The following is a 4,911-nucleotide window of genomic DNA, read 5'->3' on the forward strand; positions in this document are numbered from 1 at the left end:
GCCCGCTCCGTACCGCTTTAGCGGTCGGAGTCGGGTAGTTTACCACTCACCTCTGCTTCTGAATCGTTGCGCAAACAGAATTGCACCACCTGCGAGGTTTGGTCGTCGATGGGGGTAGCCGCTGTGAAAATGATGTGGATGAGGCCGTTGGGGTAGGTGATTTTGAGCTTGCGACCAAAAGGCATAAACCAGGTGCCCTCCAGGATACGCACTGTGCGATCCTCTGACATCCGCAAGTTTTGCTTCTGCAAGTCACTGTTGAACACCGGCAAAACAGAGGTGGCCCGAAGGCCATATTCCAGTTCTTCAAGGCTGTCCAGATCTGGGGGTACAGGCTCGGAGATCACCCCAAAGCTCTGGTGATGGACGAAGTGGGGATGGGCATTGTCAAAGGAGTTTTCCATCAGGCGCAGGCCGGCGCATTTCCAGACCTCATAGAACTGATGAATTTGGCGAAACCGGGGATCCGCCACCTCTGGGATCTCGGGAATATCGGTCAAGGGATCCGCCAATGCCACCCAAACATAGCCATAGCGCTCTTGGCAGCGAAACCCCTCCACCTTGTAGGTAGGGGGGATGAAGTTGTCTGTAAGTTGGGGCACCTTCACACAGGTGCCGGAGCCGTCAAACTCCCAGCCGTGATAGGGGCAGCGGATGTGGCCATTGCAAACAACCCCTTTGGAAAGTTGGGCCGAGCGATGGCAGCAACGATCCAAGACGGCGCAAGGCTGCCCTGACTCATTGAGCCAAAGCACCAGAGGAGTCTTCAGCAGCGTGAAAGCTTGTGGGCCGGTTTCCAGGGCCGACATCGGGATCACGGGGTACCAAAACCGCCTCAGGACAGGTTGCTGGGTAACAAGCATAAACCCGCTCCACAAGCTCTAGTTCGGAGAATCATGAGCTGGCTTTTCGTGAGCCTAGGTGGCTCAAAGCACCGCCCCCCGTGAAAAAGATAGGCGTTGAAATGGCAGAAGTCCGTATAAGCCAACACAGCTTTGCCCTGGGCGCGTTTGTGCATCGATGGCTACCCCCCTGCCCGGGGATGGGCTATTGATCGAAGGAAGCAGAGAAGCGTCGGTGGGCTTCTGTTGGCATGTGGCTGTGAGGAAAGGTGGAAAGGTGCAAAACGAATTGAACCCCGCTCGAGATCCTTGTAGCGCAGGGATCCCGGCCCAACCTACTGCAGAGTCCACCTCCCCCAAACCAGAACCGGCTGCTGAGAGCCGGCCAAACCAACTGACGGATCCAGATCCTCGCCTCAGCTGTTCTCAACAAAAACGAGAGCAGGAACGCCGCTCCTTACCTTGGCGTCTGGGGCTGGCCAACGTGCTCTCGGCAGGGTTGCATTTCATCGCGATGAGCTGGGTGGGTTGGCAGCCTAGGATCCGGGAAGAGGAGGAGATAATCTCCTTTCAGTGGGTGGAGATGGCGGATGAGCCGCCCCCAGAGCCGCAGTGGATTGCGCCCGTCTCCGCCCGTGAGTCCGGTGTCTCTGAACCTCGGGATCACGTATCGGTGCGGCAGTCGCAAGTGGCCAATCCAGGTGAATGGGTAGAGGTCACTTCTGCAACGGCACAGCCTCTGCTCGCCTCAGCCGCAGGGAGTCCTGTCCCTGAGATCCTTTCTCCGCCGACAAGGGAGCTTGAGGTGCCCCAGCCCGCCCGGAACTCTGCCTCTCCTCAGCAGCAGCCAGAGGCCAGGTTAGAAAATCTGTCAGCGGGTTTAGCAGCTCTGGAGCAGGCAGTTGCCGATCACAATTGGGCGGAGGCGCTACATCTGACGGAAGAATGGCTGGATCACTGGCCTCTGTCCTCTCCACAGCGCCAGCAACTGCAGGACTATCGTCAGCATCTGCAAAGCCTACTGGCTACCTCCTCGGCAGCAGCAGTGGAGACCAAATCGGCTCAGATCTCTCCTGCTCAATCCCTCAAGCCTCAACCCGAAAGAGCAGTAAGTTCTCCTGAGGTTTTGCCACAACCCTACCTGTCGGCTCCAGCGGATCCGCATCCAACTTTGCCCTCTCCAGAGCCGATCGCAGCCCCGTTGGAAGAGCCTTCTCCCACCTTGCCCCCGACTTTTCCTACCGGATCCCACAGCTCCAGCCTTGGTCGCACCAGTGGGATCGAGTCCTCGCGGGCAGGCCCACCCAGCCTCAATGCCGTCGCCGATCCAGATTGGGGAGACTACTTGGCTCAATTTCAAGAAAGGGTTCGCCAACACTGGATGGTACGGCGAGCATCCGGCTCCTACGTAACAGTGGTGCAGGTGCGTCTGGATCGACAGGGATCCCTGCGGGAACTGCGCCTGCAAACCCCCTCAGAAGATCCCCTATTGGATGCAGCCGTGCTCAGTGCCATCCAGCGCTCAGCCCCCTTTGCTCCTTTGCCCGAGAGCTATGTTGGCGAAGAACTGATGCTGGAAATTAACGTGTTGAGCGGATCCCTGCAGGCTGGCCCAACCCAGATTCCGAGAAACTAACGTCAGAACCTCGGGCAAGGCCACAAGCCCTGTTCAGAGGGGTTCAGATTTCCGAGTGTCGGCAGTAGCCTAGGCCATGGACTTGCGGCGGTTGCGCCGGACGGCCACCGCTTTGCGCTTGCGCTTTTCTAGGTTGGTTTCAAAGTGCCGATGGTTGCGCAAATCCCGCAAAATGCCCGCCTTAGAAACCTGACGCTTGAAGCGACGCAGCGCAGATTCGATCCCTTCGTTTTCGCCAATCGTCACTTGGGTCATAGGAAAGACATCTCCTCCGTCAATCAAATGGGTTTGGTTACAACAGGGATCCCTATCGTGACATACTCCCGACTCCGACTGCTGGCGGTACGGAGCGGGCTTCTCGCTTCATTGGGGAGCTAGTGCAAGAACCCTCCACGAGCAGACACGGGATGCCCCACCGCGTAGCTGTACCAGATTCCGGCAATGCCGTTTTGCACAGCCAGGTTGATTATAGAACAGGGGATGTCCGCCTTTCATTCCGACCCTCGTCCTACGGACAGAGGGCGGGGCTTCAAGGACTCCGTCCCGCTAGCGCGAACGGCGGCCTAGCTAAACGATCGCCACACCACTGCTTGCTGCCACAGTTCGTGTTCACTGCGCCCGGCTGCCAAAGTTGAGCCCCGCAACCACCTCACCTTCCCTCAAATTGACAACGAATGAAGCAGTTGTCCCGGTGGGGGGTGGAGGGGAGGGTGGTGCTGGAGTTGGGCTGGGGGCACTGCCGATTACCGATTGCACAAAACCGGCGAAGCTAGACACCCGCGTATACACCCCATAGAAATTGGGCTGGGCGCAGCCGATGCCAAAACTGGTGATTCCGGCCAGGGCAAAACCCGTGCCACTGGACACAATCAAAGGCCCACCGCTATCAGCCTGACACGTATCGACTCCTCCCTGGGGAAAGCCGGCGCAGAGCATAGTATCCAAAATGGTGCCATTGTAGGATTGGGGCGCGTTGCACACCGCATTGGAGACGATGGGAACGGTGGCCTGCTGCAAATCTCGGGGAAAGCCGCTGGGTTCTTGATCCAGGGCGCGGGGGAAGGTGGCTCCCCAGCCGAGGATGGTGGCGGCAGTGCCGGGGGCTGTCAGGTTGGTTTGGTTGGGCTGCACCAGTGGCAGGGTGGCCAGAGCCACTGGCCGAGAAAGGCGCACCAGGGCAATGTCGTTCCCCCCAAGTTTCCCCACCTGGGGGTTGTAGCCGGGGTTGAGGACAATTTGCGCGGCGCGAATGCGTTGACCGGCGCCGATTTGTAGGCGGTTGGTACCCAACAGCAGATCCAGATTTTGGGCACTCACTACCTGCTTGCCTTGTTCGTCGAAAAAACAATGGGCAGCGGTAACTACCCACTCCGGCGCGATCAGGGATCCGCCGCAAAACTGCGCTTGAAAGGGATCCGGCTCAGCCGCGTTCAGCAAGGCCACCATCCAGGGAAAGGCCCCTTCGGGAGCAGGTCTGCCGCCCACAATCCGCTCCAGCCCCAAGCCTGAGCGCGGCGTGGTGAAGATTCGCCCCGGGGGCAAAAGGGCGGTGACGCGGTAGGTGCCAGGGGGCAAGTTGGAGAAGCGAAAGTTACCGCTGGCATCGCTGACGGTGCTGGGCTCCCCCGGGTCGAGGCGGCCATTGCCGTTTAAGTCCAAAAAGGTGGCGATGCCCGGCAGCCCCGGCTCCCCCGGATCCCGCAGCCCATTGCCGTTGAGATCGTCGAAATGGGATCCCTCAATTCGTCCTGTGGGAGGAGCTGAGACTGGGGGAAGCGGGCGACTGGAACCCCCGCCGCCACAGGCGCTTATGCTCAGGGCCAGACACAACCCCAGCGGAATAGACCAAGAGCGAGCCAAGCCCAAGGAGGAATGGGATCGCGAGAGATGAGGCATGGTCAGATTCTCCAAAGCCAGCCGGTTGTGCTAGCCAAGGATATCCTACCGGCGAAGCCTAAAGATTGCGCAACCGGGAGAACTTCTCCCCGCGGCCAGCTCTCCCGAGTTGCCCCAAGACCCCAATGCCCACTTTTGCCTCTTGCCGCCCGTGCACCTGGGCAGTAAAACCAGGGTGGGAGGGTGTGTGGCAGATGAATATCGCGGTCTTGGGGTTCAAAGGGGGCGTGGGCAAAACCACCACGGCGGTACACCTGGCCCTCTACCTTCAGCAAAAACAAGGGGCAGCCCCTTTGGGTGGGTCGGGGATGGCCCTGTTGATCGACGCCGATCCCAATCGCTCGGCCTCTCGCTGGGCAGAACGGGGGCCATCCTTTCCTATCAAGGTATTGGCCGGGGATCCCACCACTCCCACGCCCACGGGCTTTCAGCACACGGTGATCGACACTCCTGCCCGTCCCACCCCGGAACAGTTACCAAAAAACTGGGTCTAAAGCCCCGCCCTAAGGCCTACGGCCCGCTGACGCGACCAGGGCG

General features: G+C 59.6%; 5 protein-coding genes. 2 read left to right on the forward strand and 3 right to left on the reverse strand.

Annotated elements, in window-relative coordinates:
- Positions 1-17: 17 nt before the first annotated feature.
- The gene (locus NW843_RS11900; RefSeq protein WP_414523042.1) at positions 18-863 is read right to left on the reverse strand and encodes a Rieske 2Fe-2S domain-containing protein; all 846 of its coding nucleotides are present in this window, start codon (positions 861-863) and stop codon (positions 18-20) included.
- A gap of 256 nt (positions 864-1,119) precedes the next feature.
- Between NW843_RS11900 and NW843_RS11905 the strand changes: the two genes are divergently transcribed.
- On the forward strand, positions 1,120-2,478 hold the full coding sequence (locus NW843_RS11905; protein ID WP_414523043.1) for a TonB family protein: 1,359 nt from the start codon (positions 1,120-1,122) through the stop codon (positions 2,476-2,478).
- Between the two features lie 69 nt (positions 2,479-2,547).
- Here the strand turns inward: NW843_RS11905 and rpsU are convergent, their stop codons facing one another.
- Both rpsU and NW843_RS11915 read right to left on the reverse strand, forming a co-directional pair.
- Positions 2,548-2,733, reverse strand: coding sequence for a 30S ribosomal protein S21 (gene rpsU, locus NW843_RS11910; protein WP_011432857.1), 186 nt, complete (start codon positions 2,731-2,733; stop codon positions 2,548-2,550).
- Positions 2,734-3,087: 354 nt separating this feature from the next.
- A complete protein-coding gene (locus NW843_RS11915) occupies positions 3,088-4,374 on the reverse strand; it encodes a trypsin-like serine protease (protein ID WP_414523044.1) in 1,287 nt (428 codons plus the stop codon).
- Between the two features lie 194 nt (positions 4,375-4,568).
- On the opposite strand from NW843_RS11915, the gene NW843_RS11920 reads away from it, so the two are divergent.
- Positions 4,569-4,868: an AAA family ATPase gene (locus NW843_RS11920; RefSeq protein ID WP_414523045.1), complete on the forward strand. Its 300-nt coding sequence runs from the start codon at positions 4,569-4,571 to the stop codon at positions 4,866-4,868.
- The last annotated feature ends 43 nt before the right edge of the window (positions 4,869-4,911 follow it).

This window comes from Synechococcus sp. R5-12 (genome assembly GCF_047502655.1).
GTDB lineage: Bacteria > Cyanobacteriota > Cyanobacteriia > Thermostichales > Thermostichaceae > Thermostichus.

What these genes read in the sequence shown, in the direction of transcription:
- NW843_RS11900 (WP_414523042.1), bottom strand. Translation starts at nt 863, where the DNA reads ATGCTTGTTACCCAGCAACCTGTCCTGAGGCGGTTTTGGTACCCCGTG.
- rpsU (WP_011432857.1), bottom strand. Translation starts at nt 2,733, where the DNA reads ATGACCCAAGTGACGATTGGCGAAAACGAAGGGATCGAATCTGCGCTG.
- NW843_RS11915 (WP_414523044.1), bottom strand. Translation starts at nt 4,374, where the DNA reads ATGCCTCATCTCTCGCGATCCCATTCCTCCTTGGGCTTGGCTCGCTCT.
- NW843_RS11920 (WP_414523045.1), top strand. Translation starts at nt 4,569, where the DNA reads ATGAATATCGCGGTCTTGGGGTTCAAAGGGGGCGTGGGCAAAACCACC.